Source organism: Streptomyces sp. NPDC005551, assembly GCF_042871785.1.
In the GTDB taxonomy this organism is placed as follows: Bacteria; Actinomycetota; Actinomycetes; order Streptomycetales; family Streptomycetaceae; genus Streptomyces.
Map to the genome: position 1 here is coordinate 539,582 of NZ_JBIAJE010000001.1, position 21,221 is coordinate 560,802.

A 21,221-nucleotide genomic window follows, 5' to 3' on the forward strand; every position below is an offset into this window, starting at 1 on the left:
GGAGAAGGCCGGACGCCGTCCCGGTGACCGTGTCAGCCGTCGAGCTCCGCGAAGACGAACGAGAACTCCGCCGGTTCGGGCCTCAGTTGGTACTGGGGGAGTGCGCCGGGGCCGCACGACTGGGAGCCGATGCCCTGCTGGCCGTGGTCCAGGTTCACCCAGACCGTGTCGCCGGGCTCCAGGTCCGTGAGGTGGTCCGCCGCGTCGAGCTGCTCGGTCGTCCAGCGTCGCGCCGTGAACCAGAACTCGGGGTCGCCCTCGACGCGCAGCCCGCCGAGCCGCACCCAGCGCACGCCGGCCCGCGCGCCGTTCTCCTGCGGACGGACGTACGGCGTCTGGAGCGCGTCGACCGACGCCTCCCAACGGCCGAGCCGGGAGGCCGATTTGGTGTCCGGATAGGCCTCGCCGGGACCGCCGCCGAACCACGTGACCCGGTCCGCGGACGACGCCAGCCCGAACCGTATCCCGAGCCGGGGCAGCGGCACCGTCCACGCGCCCTCGGGCGCCACGGACACCGTCAGCCGCAGCCGCGTCCCGTCGGAGGTCCACCGGTACACCGTGCGCAGGCCGATGTCCCGTCCCGCGGGCGCCACCCGGGTCCGTACGGTCAGCGCGTCGCCCGACATCTCCACCCCGTCCGTGCGGTGCCGCATCCGGTGCAGGCCGAGCCTGCGCCACAGCGGGCCGTGGCGCGGGTCGGACTGCCAGGACGCGCCGTCGTCGTTGTCGGTCGGCGCGCGCCACACGTCCAGGCGCAGTCCGGTCACCGCCGTCCCGCCGATCGCACGCAGCGCACCGGTGCGGGCGTCCAGGACGGCGGGGCCCAGCGTGATCGTGCGCTCGCCCGGCACGGGGCGTGCCGAAGGCACCACGCGCGGTGCGGGCCGGCCGGCGGCCGGGATCTGGGTCCAGGCGACCTCGTGGCCCCGCGGCGCCCACGCGGTCTCCCCGGCCAGCACCGCGCGGACCGTCCACCCGGTCTCGGCCCCGCGTCCGTCGGGCGGCGGCGGCAGCTTCACGTCGGCGCTCTCGCCGGGGGCGAGCGCGGGCACCGACAGCGTGCCCGCCCCGACGGCCTCGCCGTCCACCTCCTGCGACCACGCGAAGGCCAGCGCGGAGAGGTCGGCGAAGTCGTACCGGTTGGTGATGCGGAGCGTTCCGCGCCGCCCGTCGCCGGTCAGGTGGACCGGCTCGATCACCTTCTTGTACTCGACGAGTCCGGGCGAGGGCGTCCGGTCAGGGAAGAGCAGCCCGTCGCAGACGAAGTTCCCGTCGTGCAGCTCCTCCCCGAAGTCGCCGCCGTACGCGAACCCGTACCGCTCGTCCTTGATGCCGTGGTCGATCCACTCCCAGACGAAACCGCCCTGCAGGCGGTCGTGGGACTCGAACAGCCGCTGGTAGTCGGCGAGTCCGCCGGGGCCGTTGCCCATGGCGTGCGCGTACTCGCACAGGATGAAGGGCAGGGTCCGCCGCCGGTGGCCGCCGCCGTCCAGACCCCGGCCGATCCGCTCGACCTCGGCATGGGAGGCGTACATCCGCGCGTACACGTCCGTGTCGCGGCAGTCGGGGTCGCCCTCGTAGTGCAGGAGCCGTGAGCCGTCCCGGCCGCGGATCCACTCGGCCATGGCGGTGAGGCCGCGCCCGGTGCCCGCCTCGTTGCCGAGCGACCAGACGATCACCGACGGGTGGTTCTTGTCGCGCTCGACCATCCGGGCCGCGCGGTCCAGCAGGGCCGGGGTCCAGCGGTCGTCGTCCACCGGGTTGTCGCGCCAGTCCTGCTCGGTGAAGCCGTGGGTCTCCAGGTCGCACTCGTCGATCACCCACAGGCCGTACTCGTCGCACAGATCGAGGAAGGCGGGGTGCGGCGGGTAGTGCGAGGTGCGGACGGCGTTGACGTTGTGCCGCTTCATGAGCAGCACGTCCTCGCGCATGGTCGCCAGGTCCAGGGCGCGGCCCCGCTCCGGGTGCCACTCGTGCCGGTTGACGCCCCGGAAGAGGACCGCACGCCCGTTGACCTTGATCAGTCCGTCCTCGAGAGCGACGGTCCGGAAGCCGATCCGCAGGGGTACGCGCTCGCCCTCCGTCGCCAGTACGCCGTCGTACAGGCGGGGTGTCTCGGCGGTCCACGCCGCGACCGGCAGCGTCGCGGACTCGCCGGTGGCGACGTCGATACCCAGCTCGGGCACGGTGACCCGGCCGTCGACGTCGGAGTCCACCCGCAGGGTGCCCTCGCCGGTGACGTGGTCGTACGAGGCGTGCACGAAGAAGTCCCGTACGCCGCCCGCCGGGCGGTGCAGCAGGGTGACGTCCCGGAAGATGCCGGGCAGCCACCACTGGTCCTGGTCCTCCAGGTACGAGCCGGCCGACCACTGGTGGACCCGGACGGCGAGCACGTTGCCCGCCGGCCGGAGCAGCGGCCCCACCTCGAACTCGTGCGGCAGCCGCGAGCCCTTGAACCCGCCCAGCTCCGTACCGTTCAGCCAGACCCGGGCGCAGGACTCCACCCCGTCGAACCGCAGCACGCTGCCGCCGTCCGCAGGCCACCGAGCGGGCAGGTCGAAGGAGCGCAGATGGTCCCCGGTCGGGTTCTCGGCCGGCACCCGCGGCGGGTCGACCGGGAAGGGGTAGAGGTGGTTGGTGTAGATCGGAGCGCCGAAGGCCCCGTCGCCCTGGAGCACCCAGTGACCGGGGACGGAGACCTCCGCCCAGTCACCGCAGTCGTAGCCCGCCTCGGCGAAGGAGTCGTCCTCGGTGTCGGCGGCCGGGGAGACACGCAGGCGCCAACTGCCGTTCAGAGAGAGGGAGTCGGCGTCGGAGGACGCGTACCGGGCACGCGGGGGCAGCACCCCGCTGCCGGGGGAGACGTCCTCGACGTAGTCGGTGGCGGACTGGGATTTCCCGAGGGGGGAGGTGCGGAACGACATCGGTCTCCTAGCTGGGCCCGTGATGCGATTCGCTGTGCGGGTGCCGGACGCGTCCGTACGACCGGGACGCCCGTCGGTTCACGCGGGTGGTGCGGTACGGCTCCTGGCAGGGGCGGGCACGGTGCCTCGTGGGGCGGGTCCGGCGGCGGGTCTCTGGCCCACCGCGGACAGGGCGCCCTCCAGCGCGAAGGTGGCGGCGCCGAGGCACACCGGGTCGGTGGGGATGGGGGACAGGACGATCTCGGTCGCCGCCAGCGGCCGCCTCAGCGCGTGCCGGGCGACGGCCGCGCGCACCTCACGCAGCAGGGGCTCGCCGAGCGCGGCAGCGACCCAGCTGCTCAGCACGACCACCTCCGGATTGAGGAGGTTCACCAGGTCGGAGACCGCGGCGCCCAGGTAGCGGGCGGTGTCGCCCACCACCTTCAGGGCCACCGGGTCCTGCGCCGCCACCCCGCGGGCCAGGGCGTCGATCGTGGCGGTCTGGTCCCCGGGGTGCAGCAGGGCGCTGCCGGGGCTCAGCTCCCGCAGGTTCAGCATGATGCCGGGCGCCCCGACGTACGTCTCGACGCAGCCCTGGTCGCCGCAGTGACACAGGCGCCCGTCCAGCACCAGCGTCGTATGACCCCACTCGCCCGCGCTGTTGCTGACCCCGCGGTGCACTCCGCCGCCCAGCACGAGACCGGCGCCGACACCGGTGCCGAGGTTGACGACCACCGCGTCCCCGCGGCCGCGCGCCGCGCCGAACCAGAGCTCGGCCACCGCGCAGGCGCGCAGCGGGTTGTCCAAGTGCAGCGGGTAGGGGACGTGCTCGGCGAGCAGGTCGAGGAGCGGCACGTCGTGCCAGTCCCAGTTCGCCGCGTACTGGCAGACCCCGCGTTCGCGGTCGACCTGCCCGGGGACGCTGACTCCCACCCCCAGGACGCGGGCGTCCGCCACCGCGGCCTGCGCCACCACCGAGCCGACGGCCGCCGCGACCTGCGCGACCACCTGCTCGGGGCGGTTCTCGCCGGGGAGCAGATCCGCCCCGGCGCGGGCGAGGACGTCCAGGGAGAGGTCGAACAGCTCGACGCGTACGTAGGTCTCGGCGATGTCGACACCGATCAGCGCGCCGCCCGGGGCGTTCACCGCCACCAGGCCGCGCGGCCGGCCGCCCGCGGAGTCCTCGAAGCCGACCTCGGTCAGCATCCCCAGGTCGAGCAGCTCCCCGACGAGTGTGGCGACCGTGGCCAGGCTCAGCCCGGTCACCGCGGTCAGCTCCTGCCGGGACGTGGGGGAGGCGGCGATGATCTGGCGCAGCACCTCGTAGCGGTTGGCGGTGCGGATGTCGCGGGACGTGCGCTTCACCGGACTGGCCCCCTCGACCCGTGCGATCCATGCCGGGGCCCTCGGCCCACACGCAAGGCTAGGACCCGCGGGGCCTTTCGACAAGGGGTTAGGAAAGGGGCTGTAGGAAGGGGAGGGAGGGGCGGCCTGCCGGGAGGCGGTGAGGTCGAGGCCGTCGGTCAAGGGCGGGGCGGCCCGCCGGGAGGCCGGGGAGTCGCAGGCGAGGGAGCCGGGCCCGGTGCCGCGGGGACACCGGGCACCCTTCTCCCGGGTCAGACGCCGAGGGCCTCCCGGACGAACGCGTTGCGGAACTTGCCCGCCGGGTCCAGCGCGGCGGCGAGCGACGCGAAGTCGGCCAGCCGCGGATAACGCCCCCGCACCACCGAGGACGGCATCGTGTACACCTTGCCCCAGTGCGGCCGTGGACCGAACGCGTCGAGCGCCTCCTCCACCCGCCGCACCACGGGCAGGACGGCCGCCGTGTCCGCGACCCAGGTGAAGTGCAGCGCCACGGTGTCCCGCCCGTACGCGGGGCTCAGCCACTGCCGGTCCGCGGCGACGGTCCGTACCTCGCAGACCTGGAGCACCGGCGAGACCGTGTCCCGGACCGCGTCGAGGGCGTGCAGCGCCTCCAGCGCGCGGGCGCGCGGCAGCAGGTACTCGGACTGCAGCTCCGCCCCGCTGCTCGGGGTGAACTCGGCGCGGAAGTGGGGCAGCCGCTCGTGCCAGGGGCCGGGTACGCCGAACTGTTCCGTGCAGTTCACCGCGGGCATGCCCGGCACCGGATGCATCGCCGCGGTGGCGGGCGCGGCCCACGGGAAGTCGGCAGGCGGCTGGTCGGTGCGCCGCTTGAGCCACACCTGCCGGAAGCCCGGCCGCACCCAGTCGGTGAAGAGACTGACGCTGTACGCCGCCGCCGCGACCGTCTCGAAGTCGAGCCCCGCCAGCGGGAGTTCCGTGAAGACGTGCTGGCTCACCTCGAAGGCCGGCTCCAGGTCGAGCGTGAGGGCGGTGACCACACCGAGCGCGCCCAGGGAGGTCACCGCTCCGTCGAAGCGCTCCTCGCCCCGCCCGACCGTCACGGTGGAGCCGTCGGCCGTGACCAGCTCGACCTCGCGCACGACCGAGGCGAGGGAACCGTTCGTGACTCCTGAGCCGTGCGTACCGGTCGCCACCGAGCCCGCCACCGAGATGTGCGGGAGGGACGCCATGTTCGGCAGCGCGAAACCCGCCCGGTGCACCCGGCGCGCGAGCTCGGCGTACCGGACACCGCCCGCGACCCGGACCGTACGGGCGCCGGAGTCGACGTCCACCGCGGACGGCAGCGCGGTCAGCGACAGGAGCACGCCGTCGTCACCCGGCTCGGCGATCGTGTTGAACGAGTGCCCGCTGCCCAGCACCCGCACCCTCGTGGCGGCGGCGACCAGCGCCGCGAGCGCGTCGAGCGACTGCGGACGGTGCAGCTTCCCGGCGGAGTACGTGATGTTGCCCGCCCAGTTGGTCAGCGTCCCGGTCATGCGTGCGTCCCTCCCCTGGAAGTCCCGGCCGGCCGTGCACCGGCTGTGACGTCGTGATGCGTACGAGGCATCCCAGCCGAAGGACGCCTCGCGATCAAGACCGTACGTGCCGGTGCCCCGGCGGAGCGCCCGGGCCCGGGCGCTCCGCGGGCACGGACGGACCCCTCCCGGGGGACCCGGCACCGCCGTGCCGCAGGCAGGGGCATACCGTGAGGAGTCGAGCACGAACGCCGGGAGCGAGGAGAACGGGATGGGCAGCCGCACCGCGCTGGTCGAAGATCTGATGGAACGGTTCCCGCACGTGCCGCGGGAAGCCGTCTTCAAGGAGGACCTGCTCCGCGGGGGCGTCGCCTTCGACGACTCGGCCCTCTCGGACAACGAGGACGGAGACGTCAAGCCGAAGTCGTACTTCATCTTCTCCTTCGACCACGGCACCCTGCCCGAGCTGGGCGAGGCCGCGCTGCGCCGCCCGCCCGAGGAGATCATCCTCACCGGCGGGCCCTACGACCTGCGGCGCACGGTCGTCTCCGTCCGCGTGAACCCCGCCTCCCCCTACCGCGTCGCGGCCGACGACGAAGGCGTACTCGGCCTCTACCTGGACGGGAAGCGGATCTCCGACGTCGGCGTCCCGCCCATGCCGGACTACTACCGGCACAAGCTCTCCAGCGGGAAGTCCGTGATGGAGGTGGCGCCCACCATCCAGTGGGGCTACCTGATCTACCTCACCGTCTTCCGGGTCTGCCAGTACTTCGGCGCCAAGGAGGAGTGCCAGTACTGCGACATCAACCACAACTGGCGCCAGCACAAGGCGGCCGGCCGCCCCTACACCGGTGTGAAGGACGTCGAGGAGGTCCTGGAGGCCCTGGAGATCATCGACCGGTACGACACCGCGAAGACCTCCACCGCCTACACCCTCACCGGCGGCGCGATCACCAAGACGGTCGCCGGACGCGACGAGGCCGACTTCTACGGCCACTACGCCAAGGCCATCGAGGAGCGCTTCCCGGGCCGCTGGATCGGCAAGGTCGTCGCCCAGGCCCTCCCGCGCGACGACGTGCAGCGCTTCAAGGACTACGGCGTGCAGATCTACCACCCCAACTACGAGGTGTGGGACCGCCGCCTGTTCGAGCTGTACTGCCCCGGCAAGGAGCGCTACGTCGGCCGCGACGAGTGGCACAAGCGCATCCTCGACTCGGCGGAGATCTTCGGCGCGCGCAACGTCATCCCCAACTTCGTGGCGGGCGTCGAGATGGCCGAGCCCTTCGGCTTCACCACGGTCGACGAGGCCATCGCCTCCACCACCGAGGGGCTGCGCTTCTTCATGTCGCACGGCATCACGCCCCGCTTCACCACCTGGTGCCCGGAGCCGACCACCCCGCTCGGCAAGGCCAACCCGCAGGGCGCCCCGCTGGAGTACCACATTCGCCTGCTGGAGGCCTACCGCTCCACGATGGAGGACTTCGGCCTCTCCTCACCCCCCGGCTACGGCCCGTCCGGCCCCGGCCAGGCGGTCTTCTCGGTGAGTTCGTTCATGGACAGCCTGCCGGCGAACGAGCCGGTGGCCGGGCACGCCGGCGGGTAGTCCGGCGCCCGCCGGGGCCGCCGGCGTGAAAAAAACCCGCAGAACATCGAGCCGTCCCGGGCGTTCTTCCGTACAACACCCCGGGACGGCTGTCGCCGTCCGCGCGGCGGCCGTCCCGCCCCGGCCGCCGCGCTCCCGCGCGCAATTGAATATGCTGCTTGTCAGTTGTGCGGGAACCGTGAAAAGGTCGGGGCCTGTCGCGAGTCGATCGCCAACTCCCCTGTAGCGGCAGCGAGTTGACGTATCTTGAGGATGCACTTGACGCGGGAGCTCCCCATGCCCGACCTGCCGACCCCCCAGGACACCACCGAGGCCGCGTGGTTCTCGGAGTGCTGGGACGCGGTCCTGTCGTACGCCGATCTGTGCACCTCCGGCTCCGCCGCGGCCACGCGGCTGGCCACCGAGGCGTTCACGCACGGCATCCGCGAGGCGCGGGACGAGGACGCCGGGGCCAGGGGCGCCGGACGCCGGACGCTGCGGCTGCCCCGGATCCCCCTGCTGCTGACCTCCGTCCGGACCACCGCCGCCGCCTGGGAGGCACAGGGGAGCGGACACCGCCTCGATCCGGACCTGCGGCTGTGGCTCAACTCCGAGAAGGCGGCCCGCTACACCGGACCGCCGCTGCACCGCCCGCTCGCGCTGCGCGGCCTCAGGGACCTCCAGGAACCGGACGCCGCGCTGCTGTGGCTGGCCGAGGTCGAGGCACTGCCGCTGTCCGCGGTGGCCCGCCGGCTGGGTCTCGACCCGGCGACCGCGGCCACCGAACTCGCCCAGGTACGGGCGCTGTTCCGGGACCGCTGCCACCGCAACCACCTCGACACGCCCATGGACGCGCGCTGCCGCAGCTTCGCACGGCTCCTCGACGCGGTCACCCGTTCACCCGGGACCGGGACACCCGAAGATCTCTCGCACCACCTCGCGCGGTGCGTGGCGTGCGCCGAGGCCGCCGCCTGTCTGCGCCTGCACGGCGGCGGACTGCCGGGCGCGCTGGCCGGCGGCGTCGTCGGCTGGGGCGGCCTCGCCTATCTGGAGCGCCGCCGCCGGGCGGCGGAGGCGGGTCTGGTCGGCCGGCGCGCCGACCCCTCCACGGACACCGGTATCGCCATGGGCGAGATGCCCGCGCCGAGGATCGGCCGCACCGGCACGCTGGTCACCGCCGTCCTCGTCTCCGCGCTGGCGCTCGCGGTCTCGCTGATGCCCTTCGACGGCTCCGAGGGCAGCACCTCGGCGCGGGACGCCGGGGACCGGCAGCCGGTGGCGGACCCGGGCCCGTCCTTCCCCTCCCTCGGCACCGGCACCGGCACGGCGAACTCGACGGCGTCGCCCCGGCCGTCGGGCTCCAGGACCCGCTCCGAGGCGGACCCCGGCCCGAACATCCAGGGCGGGTCCTCCTCGCCCGCCACCACCTCGCACCGGCCCGCCGAACCCACGAAGCGGGCGTCCGCGACCTGCCGCGTGGAGTACGACATCGTCGGCGAGTGGCCCGACGGGTTCCAGGCCGCGGTCACCCTCACCTCCACCAGGGCCCTCGACACCTGGCGCGTCGGCTGGACCTTCCGCGACGGTCAGCGGGTCAGCCAGATGTGGGACGGCGACTACACACAGAACGGCTCCCGGGTCACCGCCACCGCCGCCGACTACAACAAGTCCGTCCCCGCGGGCGGCACCTTCGGCGTCGGCTTCATCGCCTCCTGGCAGGACGCCAACGCGCCCGCGCACGACTTCACCCTCAACGGGCGCCCCTGCACGACACGTTCGTGAGCCCGCCGCCACGCGCGGGCGCACGGCCGTGAATATTCGGTGGCGTCCGCCCGCGGGGTGCGCCTAGGCTGTACCTCGTACCCCTGCGGCGTGAGTCGCGGGGCCCGACCGAGCGGAAACCAGGAGGTGTTGACCGATGGCTGTCACTGTGATGGGCGCTGCCCGCATCCAGACGTTCATCAAGTCCACCTCCGTGGCCGCCGGCTGACCTTCTCCTTCATCCTCCGCGCCTGAGCGCGCGTGCCGGGGCCGCCCTTGTGAAGGGTCTCCCTTGTCCTCCTCCGCTTTCGCTTCCCCTCTCGCACACGCTCTCGCTCCCTACGGCTGGGACGAGGCATGGGCGGACGCGTTCGCCCCGTACGCCGCCGAAGGGCTGCTCGCCGGGCGCGTGATCCGGGTCGACCGCGGCCAGTGCGACGTGGTCACCACCGACGGGGTCCTGCGCGCGGACACCGCGTTCGTGACGCCGCACGACCCGCTGCGGGTGGTGTGCACCGGCGACTGGGTCGCCGTCGAACCCTCCGGCAACCCGCGCTACGTACGCGCGTACCTGCCGCGCCGTACCGCCTTCGTGCGCTCCACCTCCTCCAAGCGTTCCGAGGGGCAGATCCTCGCCGCCAACGTCGACCACGCGGTCGTGGCCGTGTCGCTCGCCCTGGAACTCGACCTCGGCCGCGTCGAACGCTTCCTCGCGCTCGCCTGGGAATCGGGGGCCCAGCCCGTGGTCGTCCTGACCAAGGCCGACCTGGTGCCCGACCCGGCGACGCTCGCGCACCTCGTGCAGGACGTGGAGACGGCGGCCCCCGGCGTGCCGGTGCTGTCCGTCAGCTCCAGCGCCGGGCACGGCCTCGACGTCCTCGCCGCCGTCCTGTCGGGCGGCACGTCGGTCCTGCTCGGGCAGTCCGGCGCGGGCAAGTCCACCCTCGCCAACGCGCTGACCGGCGAGGACGTGATGGACGTGCGGGCCACGCGTGACGTGGACGGCAAGGGCCGCCACACCACGACGACCCGCAACCTCCTCGCCCTGCCCGGCGGGGGCGTCCTCATCGACACCCCCGGTCTGCGGGGTGTCGGCCTGTGGGACGCCGGGACCGGGGTCGGCCAGGTCTTCGCCGAGATCGAGGCACTCGGCCGCGACTGCCGCTTCCACGACTGCGCGCACGTCGCGGAGCCCGGCTGCGCGGTCCTCGCCGCCGTCGAGTCCGGCACCCTGCCCGAACGCCGCCTCGACAGCTACCGCAAGCTCCTGCGGGAGAACCAGCGCATCGTCGCCAAGACGGACGCCCGGGTGCGCGCGGAGATCCGCCGCGACTGGAAGCGGAAGGGGGCGGAGGGACGCGCGGCGATGCGCGCCAAACGGGGCCCCTGGTCGTAAACCTCCGTCGTGCGGAGCCGAGGCCCGCAATACCGGCGCCGGCTGCAACGCCGGCGCCGGGCTGCATCACCGGCGCCGGGCTGCATCACCGGCGTCGGCTGCAACGCCGGCGTCGGCTCCCTCCGCGGGGAGAACCCGGTGCGGGTGTCTCCCCGCGGCGAGCCAGGTGCCGCCGCCGCCCCCCCCCGTGAGCGCCGTGTCCGATTCCCGCCAGCGACGCGCGGCGCGGTGGCGGAGACTGGATGACGTGATCGAGGAAGAGACCAGGTACGAGGCGGTGCGCAGCCGCGACGCCCGTTTCGACGGGGAGTTCTTCTTCGCCGTCGAGACGACCGGGATCTACTGCCGGCCGAGCTGCCCGGCGGTGACGCCGAAGCGCGAGAACGTGCGGTACTACGCGACGGCGGCCGCGGCGCAGGGTTCCGGTTTCCGCGCCTGCCGCCGGTGCCGCCCGGACGCGGTCCCCGGGTCGGCCGGGTGGAACGTCCGCGCCGACGTCGTGGGCCGCGCCATGCGCATGATCGGTGACGGAGTGGTCGACCGGGAGGGCGTCGCCGGGCTCGCCGCACGCCTCGGGTACAGCGCCCGCCAGGTGCAGCGGCAGCTCACCGCCGAGCTCGGCGCGGGCCCCGTCGCGCTGGCCCGCGCCCAGCGGGCCCACACCGCGCGGGTGCTGCTGCAGACCACCGGCCTGCCGGTCACCGAGATCGCGTTCGCCGCCGGATTCGCCAGTGTGCGCCAGTTCAACGCCACCGTCCGGGCGGTGTACGCGTCCACGCCCAGCGAGCTGCGCGCCGCCGCGGCACGGCGCGGTCCCGCAGGCCCGCGCGCGGCCCCCACCGCGGGCATCCCGCTGCGGCTCGCCCACCGCGGGCCCTACCAGTCAGGCGCCGTCTTCGACGTCCTGGCCCGCGAGGCGGTCCCGGGCGTCGAGGAGGTCCACGGCACCCGCGGACGCCGCACGTACCGGCGCACCCTCCGCCTCCCGTACGGCACCGGGATCGTCGCCGTCGACGAACGCCCGCGCACACCGGGGCGCCAGGCCTGCGCCCACGCGGGCGGATGGCTCGACGCCCGGCTGCACCTCACCGACCTGCGTGATCTCACCACCGCCGTACAACGGCTGCGGCTGCTGTTCGACCTGGACGCCGACCCGTACGCGGTGGACGAGCGGCTCGCCGCCGATCCCCGGCTGGCACCGCTGGTCGCCGCCCGCCCGGGCCTGCGGTCGCCCGGCACCGCCGACCCGGACGAACTGGCCGTGCGCGCGCTCGTCGGCCCGACCGAGGCCGAGCGGCTGGTACGGCGGTACGGGAAGGTGCTGGACGCCCCCTGCGGGACGCTCACCCACCTGTTTCCCGAGGCCGGCGTCCTCGCGCAGGCGGAACCGGACGGCACACTCGGCGCGCTGACCGCCGCCCTCGCCGACGGCGCCCTGCGGCTCGACGCGGGCGCCGACCGGGACGACGCGCAGCGGGTGCTGCTCGCACTGCCGGGCATGGACCCGCGCACCGCCGCGGTCATCCGCACCCGGGCCCTCGGCGACCCGGACGCCGCACCTCCGGACGAGGACGTCCCCGACACCTGGCGCCCCTGGCGCGCCTACGCCCTGAACCACCTTCACGCCGCCGGCGCAGCCGAAGCGGGCACCGGCACCGGCATCGCGGCGGACGGCACGGCCGCCGCCCACGACTCGGAACGGGAAACCCACTGATCATGCCCACGCACGCCACCACGCACTGCACGACCCTGGACAGCCCGGTCGGCCCGCTGCTCCTCACCGCCGACGACTCCGGCACCCTCACCTCCCTGTCCGTACCGGGCCAGAAGGGCGGTCGCACCCGCCGGCCGGAGTGGCGGCACACGCCCGAGCTCTTCCGCGCCGCGGAGGAACAGCTGGCCGCCTACTTCGCCGGCGAACTCGACGCGTTCACCCTTAAGTTCAGGGGTGACGGGACCGAGTTCCGGGAGCGGGTATGGGCCGCCGTGGACTGCGTGCCGTACGGCGCGACGACCACGTACGGCGCCATCGCCGCGCGCATCGGCGCCCCGCGGGCCGCGGTCCGCGCCATCGGCGGCGCGATCGGCGCCAACCCGCTGCTGATCGTCCGCCCCTGCCATCGGGTGATCGGCGCGGACGGCTCACTGACCGGCTACGCGGGCGGCCTCGACCGCAAACAGCGGCTGCTCACCCTCGAAGGGGTACTGGGGCCCGCCCGCAGGTCTTAGGGGTCGTCTGGGATCGGCTCGGCGGGAAGCGGGGGCCGAGGCCGGGAGCGGCCCGGGTCCGGTCCGGGGCGGGGGGAGGGCGTCAGCGCGCCGGTGGCGGCTGGTGGATCCGGTCCGGGGGGCCGGTCGCGCGGCTCCGGGGCATTCAGCGGCCGATGTCGTCCAGCGCGGCCAAGTCCGCATGAGAGAGGGAGAGCGTTCTTGGCAGGGTGCCCCGGCCGAGAGCTGCTGGACCGCAGACGCGCATGGCCGAGGTCCTCGCGAACCGCGAGAACCACGACGCTCGCACCGAGCGCTGAGCGGCGAAACCAGGTCGACGTAGATCGGTGCGGTACCCGATCATGCGTTCATGCCCTTGAGAGAGACCCTTGACCGAGTCGACGCAGACCTGGCCGCCGGCCGGGTTCCCGTCGCGCGCCAGCGCCTGCGCGGTCTCATCTCGTCCTTCCCGCACGACCTGACGCTCCGCCGTCGTCTGGCCGAGGTGTACCGGCTCTACGGCGACGCCGCCGAGGCTGGACGCTGGATGTACCTCGAAGAGGACCGGAACGCCGAGGAGACCGCCGCCTTCGAGGCGCGGTACGGGTCTCCCGGGTGGCGGATGAAGGCCCTCGCCTGGCAGGGCCCCGAGGCGAAGGCCGCCACCGCTTTCGCCAAGGGGCAGCTCGTCGTGGTGCGGACCGCCCGCGCCGAGGAGTTGGGGCACCCCGTCGACTGGGACGACCCCGCGTCCTACCGGGACGACCTGGAAGGGGAGTACGAGGCACCATCCGAGCCGTGGACGGTCGGCGGTGTGCTGGCGGGCGTCGGCTGCCTGGTGGCGGCCCTCGTGTTCCTCGCGGTCTGGGTGAATGGACTCGTTGCCCTCTTCGGCTGACTCAGCCCCGGTACTCCACCAACCACCAGGTCGTCATCGACGCCGGCACCCGCCCGGGACAGCGCTCAGTCCTCCTCCAGTCCCCAGCTGTGGATCCGCCTCGGGTGGATCCGGATCAGCTCCTCGCTGAAGTGCGGGCCCAACGCGTGCGGGCCGGTGAGCAGTTCGGCCTCCCCGCGGATGTCGACGCCGCGCACCCGCCACGGGTCGAGGCTGACGATGTCGTCGACGACGAGAGCCACCTTCGGGTTCTGCCGGAGGTTGCGCCACTTCTTGGTCGCCCCCATCGCGTAGCCGCCGATCAGGATCGTCCCGTCGTCCTGCGGGAAGAACCCGACCGGGTTCGCCTGCGGCTGCCCATGGGCGTCGACGGTGGCCAGCCGTCCCAGCCGCTGCGACGTCAGGTAGGCGCGTTCCCGCTCGCTGAATTCGGTCATGGCAGCAGCCAAACACTCCCGTGCCGGGGGCGCATCGGGCTTTGGTCCCGGGTCCGGGGAAGGAGTCCGGTGCGCCCGGGGGTGTGACGGCGTGTTGGGGAGGACGGCGGCTGGGAACCCATGGCCCCATGACTCGAGCGATCAAGGTCCGGTGCCTGCTGGCCGCCCTGGTGACAGCCGTGGCGCCCGTCCCGCCGACGGCGGCCGCCGCCGCCACCGGTCCCGGACCCGCCCGGGCCGCCGACGGCCCCCGTCACGCCGCCCCGGGCTACGACTTCGTGGCCCGAAGCGGCGGTGCGCCGGACCACCCGGCCGACGGCGATGCCCCCGAGCGCGACGCCCGGCCGCACGGCTTCCGGCTCCGCGACGCCCTCCTCGGCGCACCGACCCGTGGTGCCGCCCCGGCCGTCGCGTCCGCCGCCCGCGGCGCGGCCCTCGGCACCGGTCCTGCGGTTCCGCTCGCCGGCCGCGCGGCTCCCGCCGCCGGTCCTGCCGCCCGGGGCGGGGCCTTCCCCGCCGGTCGTGCGGACCGCCGTCGGGCGCCCGCGGCCGTTCTCCCGGCCCTCGGCGCCCCCGGCGTGCTCCACGGGGCCCTCGGCGCCGATCCGTTGCCGCCCACCCCCTCCGTCACCGCGGCCCTGACGTCCGGGGTCCTGCGCCCCGCCGCCCGGGACTGGACCGGCACCTGGGAGGCCGCCCCGTCCGGGACCGTGCCGGGGCTGCCCGGCGCCACCGTGCGCAACGTGGTGCACACGAGCGTCGGTGGCAGCGCGGTCCGGGTCCGGATCTCCAACCGGCTCGGCACCGCGCCCCTGCGACTCGGCTCCCTCAGCGTCGCGTTGCGGAAGCCCGGCGCGACCGTGACCGCGGACGCCGTCGCGGGCTCACTGCGCACCGCCACCTTCGCGGGCGCGGAGTCCGCTCTCGTCCCGGCGGGCCGTGACCTGGTCAGCGATCCCGTACCGCTGCGCGTGCCGGCCGCTGCCGACCTGCTGATCTCGGTGCACACGCCTGCCGACTCGGGCCCTGCGACGTACCACCGCGCCGCCCTCCAGACCAACTTCCTCGCCCGGCACGGCGATCACACCCGCGACGAGAACGGCCGCGCGTACTCCGCCACGCTCGGCAACTGGTACTACGTGACCGGCGTCGACGTGTTCGACGCGCCCGCCGTGGGGAGCGTGGTCGCCCTCGGGGACTCCATCACCGACGGCACCGGGTCGACGTTCGGTGCCCACCACCGCTGGCCGGACCGGCTCGCCGAGCGGCTGCGCGGCCTGCCGCCCGGCCGCCGGCTGGGCGTCCTCAACGCCGGGATCGCGGGAAACCGCCTGCTGCGCGCGGGCGTCGGACCCGACGCGCTCTCCCGGCTCGACGCGGACGTCCTCTCCCGCACGGGGGTGCGCGCCCTGATCGTGCTGGAGGGCGTCAACGACCTCAAGGGCACGCCGGAACAACTCGACCCCGGCGCCTTCGAGGACGCGTACCGGCGCATCGTGCGCCGTGCCCACGCCCGTGGCATCCGCGTCATCGGCGCCACGATCACCCCGTACGGCGGGCACGGCGCCCATACCCGGGCCCGGGAGACAGCGCGGCAGGCGGTCAACGCCGTCATCCGCACGGGCGGCCTCTTCGACGCTGTCGCCGACTTCGACGCCGCCGTCCGCGACGCCGGCCGGCCGTCCCGCATCCGCCCGGCCTACGACCCCGGCGACCACCTCCACTTCAACGACGCCGGGATGCGGGCCCTGGCCGACACCGTCGACCTCGCCGCCCTCACCCCGCGCAGCGTCCTGCCCTGAGCGCCGGCCGACCGCTCAGCCCCAGATCACCGCCGCCACCCACGCGCCCGCGATCAGCAGGCAGGCGAACAGCTCCGTCAGCACGCTCCAGCCGCCCGACCGCATCGCCGTACGCAACGCGGCCACCGCCTCCGCGTGCCGCCCGAGCCGCAGCCGCTCCGAGAGATAGACCCCGCCCAGGAAACCGGGCACGGCGCCGAGCACCGGCAGGACGACGAAGCCGAGCAGCGCGCCGGCACCCGCGTACACCGCCATGCGGGCCGTGGCGCCACTCGCGCGCAGCCGGCGCGGGGGCATCGCCCACCGGCTCGCCAGCGACAGCAGCAGGACCGCCGTCGCGCCCACGAGCACGGTCCAGGAGAGCCTGCGCGGATCCTCCAGTGCCCACCACAGGACCGCGGCCCAGACGAGCCACGAACCCGGGACGCCGGGCACCAGTACTCCGGCCAGGCCGAGCGAAATCACCACGCCGACCAGCAGGAGCTCCCACACTCCCATCTGTCCAGGGTGCGGGAGAACCGGCGGAACCGCAGGTCAGTCCTGTCGCTCCCGGGCCACCCAGGCCCTCTCGTACGCATGCCAGCCGAGCTGGAGCCGCGTCGTCACGCCCGTCAGCTCCATCAGCCGCTTCACCCGGCGCTGCACGGTCCGCAACCCCAGATCGAGCTGCTTGGCGACGCTCGCGTCGGTCAGCCCGGCGAGCAGCAGCGAGAGGATCTCCAGGTCGGTGCCGTCCGGGGCGTCCGGTTGCTGCTCGGCCACGCCCCGGCTGCCGAGCCGCAGCGGCAGCGCCTCCCGCCACACCGACTCGAACAGCCCCGACAGCAGTTCCAGGAGTCCGCTCGCGTGCACCACCAGGGCGGCGGGCTCGGCGGTGTGCGAGGTCAGCGGCACCATGGCGAGCGTCCGGTCGGCGATCACCAGCTTGGTCGGCACGGTGTCCACCACCCGCACCTGCTCGTCCCGGCCCAGCGCGGCGGTCAGCTCGGTGATCCCGGAGGGCAGGTCGAGCACCGCCCGCTCCACCACCACGCGATACGCGACACCACGGTCGGCGGCCTGCTTCTCGGCGTCGTTGTCCGCCCCCGACACGACCACGGGGTTCCCGGTGACCAGCGCGCACACCTCCTCGCTCGCGCCCAGCTGGAGCTGGAGGAACCGCTGCGCGACCGCCGCCGCGCCGATCACCACCTCGACCAGGTCGTGCACGGCCGGCTCGGCGGCCTGCGCCCGGTACTCCTCGGCGAGCAGCGCCGCCGCCAGCTCGGCCTTCTCCAGCTCGTGCCGCTGCTGGGTGAGCAGCGCCCCCAGCGCCACCCCGGGCGGCGCCGCCACCCACCGTCCGGGCCGGGCCGTCGACTGCGCCGCCAGACCGTGCCGCTCCAGGCGGCGCAGGGCGCGCTCCGTGTCGTACTCGCCGAGCGTGAGCCGGCGCGCGAGATCGGGCACGTCGGCGGCGCCCACCGACACCAGCGCCCGGTACGCCGACTCGTGCGTCTCGTCCAGACCTATCGCTCCCAGCATGCGCGGGCGTCCCTCCCCGAGGATCAGTGGCGGCCGGCCCGTGGCGGAAAACGGCCACGGCGCAAACCCGCCTCGGCACATCATCGCCGTACCACCGGTCTCTCTGACAAGGTGACGCCACGGGTACCGATCACCGCCCGCGATGCCCGGCTCGGCTCCGCCCGGCCTGCGCGGACGCGGAGACGGGGGTTCCCGTGACCGTGACCACGCGGTTCCCGTGACCGTGACCACGCATCACGGCGGAGCCTCAGGGAACCAGGTCACCCTCAGGGCCGGGACGACCTCCGCGCGGGGCGAACCGGTCCTCAAGACCGTGACTCGGGCCCACGACGCGCGTGGGCCCCGGTCACTCCGGCGCCGCCGGGCGGTTCTCCCGTGGGGGGTGGGACCGCCCGGCGGTTTCTGCGCAGAGGTGTTCGAGTCACTCGCCCGTCCGCCGTCCGACACGCCGTTCGACGATCTCCGTCGGCCGCTTTTTCGTGATGCACCGTTTTCTTCCGGCCCCCGCGGTGGACAATTACCGGCATGAGCCAGCAGGGGGAGAGGCCCGCCGGGCATGAGGACGACTGGTGGGGTCAGCTGTACGACGGCGCCACCGGAGACACGGGGCCCGCGGCCGCCGCCGACTCCCTCGACGACCGGTTCGCGTCCGCGGCGGGCACGGTGGGGGGCGGTCCGGCGCCCGGTGCGGCGGCCGACGAGGTGCCGCCCCGGCCGGGGGAGACGCGCGGAGTACCGGAACAGCGGACCGGCGGCTCCGGACGCCCGTCCGCGGACCCCGGGTCGCGCGGTGGCGCGCTCCACGGCGAGCGCGAGCCGGTGACCGGTGCGCCCGGCGGCACCTCAGCCGACGTCCCGCCCCGCCCGGCCGCCGAGCCGGCGCCCTCTGCCACCCCTGCCGGGGCGCAGCCCCCTCCCGACGGCCCCCCGCCCCCCGACGTGGCCCCGCGACCGCCCGCCGAAGACCCCCGAGCCGCCGCCGGTCGGCCCCTCACGGACGGTCCACGAGCCCCGGGCCGCGTCCCGCCCACCGACGGCGCGCGTCCGCCGATTGACAGCGCGCCTCCGCCGATTGACAGCGCGCCTCCGCCGGTTGACGGCGTGCGCCCGCCGGTTGACGGGGCGCCGCCCACCGAGGGCACGCGTCCGCCTGTCGAGGGTGCGCCTACACCCACCGACCCTCCGCGACCCCAAGTCGCCGCCGAGCCGGGCCAGGTACCGTCACCCCCCGCCATGCCCCCCGCCATGCACCCCGACGTGGCCCCGGCTCCCGTCGGTTCGGCGTCCGCCGCTGGTCCGCAGGCCCCCGGTCACGCCCCGCCCCCCGCCGGCCCGCGGCCCCCCGTCGGGCCTCCGTCCGTCGGGGTGCCGCCCCCGCCCGTCGGCTTCCAGCCCGTTGAGCGGGCGCCGGTTCCCGGGCGTCCCGGGGCGCCGGAGCGGGGCGTCCCGGTCCCGTCGGCGTCGTTCGGACCGGTCGGGGGCCAGGCATGGCCGTCCCTCGCGGACGCCGGACCGCCGGAGTCCGTCCCCGGTGCCCCCGCCGGACCGGCCCCCGTGGGCCACGTGGGGTCCGGGCCGCCCACCTACGAGGCCGAGCCCACCGCGCTGCCGCCCGCCGATCCGGACGAACTGGCGGACCTCGTCGCCGACACGGTGCTGGACGGGGCCCAGTACGGCACGTGCACCCTGCGCGCGGTCTCCGTGCGCGGGGACTCCGCGCGGTACCGGGGCGAGCCGCGCCGGGACTCGCTGCTCACCGCCCGCTTCGGGACGGGCGAGAACGCGCTCGTCCTGGTGGCGATGGCGACCGGCGCCCGGACCGCGCCCGGCGCGCACCGGGCCGCGGCGGAGGCGTGCCGGTGGATCGGCAGGGCCGTGGGGCGCAGTCACGCGCGGCTGGCCGAGGACATCCGGGCGGGCCGGCGCGGTGACCTGAAGTCGGGCCTGCAACGGCTCACCGACCGCAGTCTCGGCAAGCTGCGGGCCGCCGCGGCCGAACAGGGCGTCGAGCCGGAGGAGTACACCGCCGGCCTGCGCTGCCTCCTGCTGCCCGCGGATCCGGACTGCCGTACGCGCGTCTTCTTCGGTGTCGGCGCCGGTGGGCTGTTCCGGCTGCGGGACGGCGAGTGGCAGGACATCGAGCCGCGGGTCACCGAGACCGCGGGGGAGGCCGTCGTCGGGTTCGGTTCGCCGCCCCACGAGACCCCGGAGGGCGACCGGCTCACCATGGATCTCGGGATCGCGACACCCCCTAGCCCGTACGAGCCGGCGCCCCGGCCGCCCCGCGCCCCCTTCCGCTTCCGTGCCTCCGTCGCCCGCCCGGGTGACACGCTGCTGCTGTGCACGAGCGGACTGGCGGAGCCCCTGCGCGGCGAACCGGAGCTGGCCGCCCATCTGACCGGGCGCTGGTCCACGAGCGAGCCGCCCGGTCTCGCGGCGTTCCTCGCGGACAGCCAGGTCAGGGTCAAGGGGTACGCCGACGACCGGACCGCCGCGGCCGTTTGGGAGGCGTAACAGCCACGCTTGTGGATTCATGGAACCCGAAGGGATCTCCGGAGACCGAAGGGCACGTGAAGTCATGGCCAAGCAGAACGTCGCCGAACAGTTCGTCGACATCCTCGTCCGGGCGGGCGTCAAGCGGCTCTACGGGGTCGTCGGCGACAGCCTCAACCCGGTCGTGGACGCCGTCCGGCGCACCCCGGCCATCGACTGGATCCACGTCCGGCACGAGGAGACCGCCGCGTTCGCCGCGGGCGCGGAGGCACAGATCACCGGGAACCTCGCGGCGTGCGCCGGTTCTTGCGGCCCCGGCAACCTGCACCTCATCAACGGCCTGTACGACGCCCACCGATCCATGGCCCCCGTCCTCGCCCTCGCCTCGCACATCCCGTCCAGTGAGATCGGGCTCGGGTACTTCCAGGAAACCCACCCGCAGCAGCTGTTCCAGGAGTGCAGCCACTACAGCGAGATGATCTCCAGCCCGCAGCAGATGCCCCGGCTGCTGCACACGGCGATCCAGAACGCCGTCGGGCGCGGCGGCGTGAGCGTCGTGACGCTGCCCGGTGACATCGCGGACCTGCCCGCACCGGAGAAGGCCGCCGGGACCGCGCTCGTCACCTCCCGGCCGAGCGTGCGCCCGGGCGACGCGGAGATCGACCGGCTCGTCGCGATGATCGACGAGGCCGACAAGGTCACCCTGTTCTGCGGCAGCGGCACGGCCGGTGCGCACGCCGAGGTCATGGAGTTCGCCGAGAAGATCAAGTCGCCGGTGGGGCACGCGCTGCGCGGCAAGGAATGGATTCAGTACGACAATCCTTTTGATGTCGGCATGAGTGGTCTGCTCGGCTACGGCGCCGCCTACGAGGCCACCCACGAGTGCGACCTCCTCATCCTGCTCGGCACCGACTTCCCGTACAACGCCTTCCTGCCCGACGACGTCAAGATCGTCCAGGTCGACGTGCGTCCCGAACATCTGGGCCGCCGCTCCAGGCTCGACCTCGCGGTGTGGGGCGATGTGCGCGAGACCCTGCGGTGTCTGACGCCCCGGGTGAAGACCAAGAAGAACCGCCGCTTCCTGGACAAGATGCTGAAGAAGCACGCGGACGCGCTGGAAGGGGTCGTCAAGGCGTACACCAGGAAGGTCGACAAGCACGTCCCGATCCATCCCGAGTACGTCGCCTCGGTCCTCGACGAGATCGCCGCGGACGACGCGGTGTTCACCGTCGACACCGGCACTGCTTGTCAACATCGTAGGCCGGACAGGTGCCCTGACCTGGGCAAACATGCTCGTCGAGGTCCAGCACGAGCCGGATACTGTCCGCCACAGCATCGTCCTGGCGGTCCAGGAGGTGCTCCAGGTAGGCCCGCTGC

The 21,221-nt window shown here is 74.2% G+C and carries 14 protein-coding genes and 1 pseudogene; 9 read left to right on the forward strand and 6 right to left on the reverse strand.

The window, feature by feature from the left end; genetic code table 11:
• Positions 1-32 precede the first annotated feature (32 nt).
• From ACFYP4_RS02140 to ACFYP4_RS02150, 3 genes are all read right to left on the reverse strand, one after another.
• A complete protein-coding gene (locus ACFYP4_RS02140) occupies positions 33-2,924 on the reverse strand; it encodes a glycoside hydrolase family 2 TIM barrel-domain containing protein (protein WP_388781771.1) in 2,892 nt (963 codons plus the stop codon).
• 78 nt (positions 2,925-3,002) lie between these two features.
• The gene (locus ACFYP4_RS02145) at positions 3,003-4,268 is read right to left on the reverse strand and encodes an ROK family protein (protein WP_388781773.1); all 1,266 of its coding nucleotides are present in this window, start codon (positions 4,266-4,268) and stop codon (positions 3,003-3,005) included.
• 251 nt (positions 4,269-4,519) lie between these two features.
• The gene (locus tag ACFYP4_RS02150) at positions 4,520-5,764 is read right to left on the reverse strand and encodes an FAD-binding protein (RefSeq protein ID WP_388781776.1); all 1,245 of its coding nucleotides are present in this window, start codon (positions 5,762-5,764) and stop codon (positions 4,520-4,522) included.
• Between the two features lie 250 nt (positions 5,765-6,014).
• Between ACFYP4_RS02150 and ACFYP4_RS02155 the strand changes: the two genes are divergently transcribed.
• The 6 genes from ACFYP4_RS02155 to ACFYP4_RS02180 all read left to right on the forward strand — a co-directional run bounded on the left by ACFYP4_RS02155 (position 6,015) and on the right by ACFYP4_RS02180 (position 13,588).
• Entirely contained in the window at positions 6,015-7,346 is a 1,332-nt protein-coding gene (locus ACFYP4_RS02155) for a radical SAM protein (RefSeq protein WP_388781778.1), read from the forward strand.
• 276 nt (positions 7,347-7,622) lie between these two features.
• On the forward strand, positions 7,623-9,107 hold the full coding sequence (locus tag ACFYP4_RS02160; protein WP_358854073.1) for a cellulose-binding domain-containing protein: 1,485 nt from the start codon (positions 7,623-7,625) through the stop codon (positions 9,105-9,107).
• A gap of 271 nt (positions 9,108-9,378) precedes the next feature.
• Positions 9,379-10,482, forward strand: coding sequence for a ribosome small subunit-dependent GTPase A (gene rsgA / locus ACFYP4_RS02165; RefSeq protein ID WP_358854072.1), 1,104 nt, complete (start codon positions 9,379-9,381; stop codon positions 10,480-10,482).
• 250 nt (positions 10,483-10,732) lie between these two features.
• Entirely contained in the window at positions 10,733-12,196 is a 1,464-nt protein-coding gene (locus ACFYP4_RS02170) for a DNA-3-methyladenine glycosylase 2 family protein (protein ID WP_388782686.1), read from the forward strand.
• A gap of 2 nt (positions 12,197-12,198) precedes the next feature.
• Complete coding sequence (locus ACFYP4_RS02175) at positions 12,199-12,711, forward strand: methylated-DNA--[protein]-cysteine S-methyltransferase (RefSeq protein WP_358854071.1); 513 nt, start codon at positions 12,199-12,201, stop codon at positions 12,709-12,711.
• Positions 12,712-13,060: 349 nt separating this feature from the next.
• Positions 13,061-13,588, forward strand: a complete 528-nt coding sequence (locus ACFYP4_RS02180) for a DUF6584 family protein (RefSeq protein ID WP_388781783.1) — start codon at positions 13,061-13,063, stop codon at positions 13,586-13,588.
• A gap of 65 nt (positions 13,589-13,653) precedes the next feature.
• On the opposite strand, the gene ACFYP4_RS02185 is transcribed toward ACFYP4_RS02180, so the two are convergent.
• Complete coding sequence (locus tag ACFYP4_RS02185) at positions 13,654-14,025, reverse strand: PPOX class F420-dependent oxidoreductase (protein WP_358854069.1); 372 nt, start codon at positions 14,023-14,025, stop codon at positions 13,654-13,656.
• 638 nt (positions 14,026-14,663) lie between these two features.
• Between ACFYP4_RS02185 and ACFYP4_RS02190 the strand changes: the two genes are divergently transcribed.
• Positions 14,664-15,827 (forward strand): SGNH/GDSL hydrolase family protein, encoded by a 1,164-nt coding sequence (locus ACFYP4_RS02190; RefSeq protein WP_388782689.1) that lies wholly within the window; start codon positions 14,664-14,666, stop codon positions 15,825-15,827.
• Between the two features lie 15 nt (positions 15,828-15,842).
• On the opposite strand, the gene ACFYP4_RS02195 is transcribed toward ACFYP4_RS02190, so the two are convergent.
• Positions 15,843-16,325, reverse strand: coding sequence for a DUF456 domain-containing protein (locus tag ACFYP4_RS02195; RefSeq protein ID WP_358854068.1), 483 nt, complete (start codon positions 16,323-16,325; stop codon positions 15,843-15,845).
• Between the two features lie 36 nt (positions 16,326-16,361).
• A complete protein-coding gene (locus tag ACFYP4_RS02200; RefSeq protein WP_358854067.1) occupies positions 16,362-17,351 on the reverse strand; it encodes a helix-turn-helix domain-containing protein in 990 nt (329 codons plus the stop codon).
• A 525-nt stretch (positions 17,352-17,876) separates the two neighbouring features.
• Between ACFYP4_RS02200 and ACFYP4_RS02205 the strand changes: the two genes are divergently transcribed.
• Together ACFYP4_RS02205 and ACFYP4_RS02210 are read left to right on the forward strand one after the other, a co-directional pair.
• The gene (locus ACFYP4_RS02205) at positions 17,877-19,865 is read left to right on the forward strand and encodes a protein phosphatase 2C domain-containing protein (protein WP_388781788.1); all 1,989 of its coding nucleotides are present in this window, start codon (positions 17,877-17,879) and stop codon (positions 19,863-19,865) included.
• Positions 19,866-19,929: 64 nt separating this feature from the next.
• A pseudogene (locus ACFYP4_RS02210) lies at positions 19,930-21,084 on the forward strand (thiamine pyrophosphate-binding protein); the annotation flags it as partial.
• Positions 21,085-21,221 lie beyond the last annotated feature (137 nt).